1 protein-coding gene is annotated in these 260 nt (G+C 36.5%); it reads right to left on the bottom strand.

Translation table 11 applies throughout. The features are described 5' to 3' along the window. Positions 1-260, bottom strand: a 260-nt coding sequence (locus SB775_RS30890) for a pyridoxal-phosphate dependent enzyme (RefSeq protein ID WP_410865076.1), incomplete at both ends; no start/stop codon positions are given.

Consider the following 260-nt stretch of genomic DNA (forward strand, 5'->3'; position numbering starts at 1 on the left):
CTATATTTTTTTTGCCTTTTATATTTTCCTTTAACTTAAGTGCTGTAAAAAGTGCTGCTCCTGAAGATGGACCAACAAGAAGACTTTCATTTTTAACAATCTGCTCACACATGTGAACACTCTCATCGTCATTCACATGAAATACTTCATCTATAAGTTCTCTTTTTAAATTAGGAGGTGTTACATTCCCACCAATTCCTGTCATCCTACGAGCAGAAGCACAGCCACCAAAAATAGTTGATCCTTTTGCATCAACCGCT

The sequence above is a fragment of the Peribacillus sp. SIMBA_075 genome, assembly GCF_046534585.1.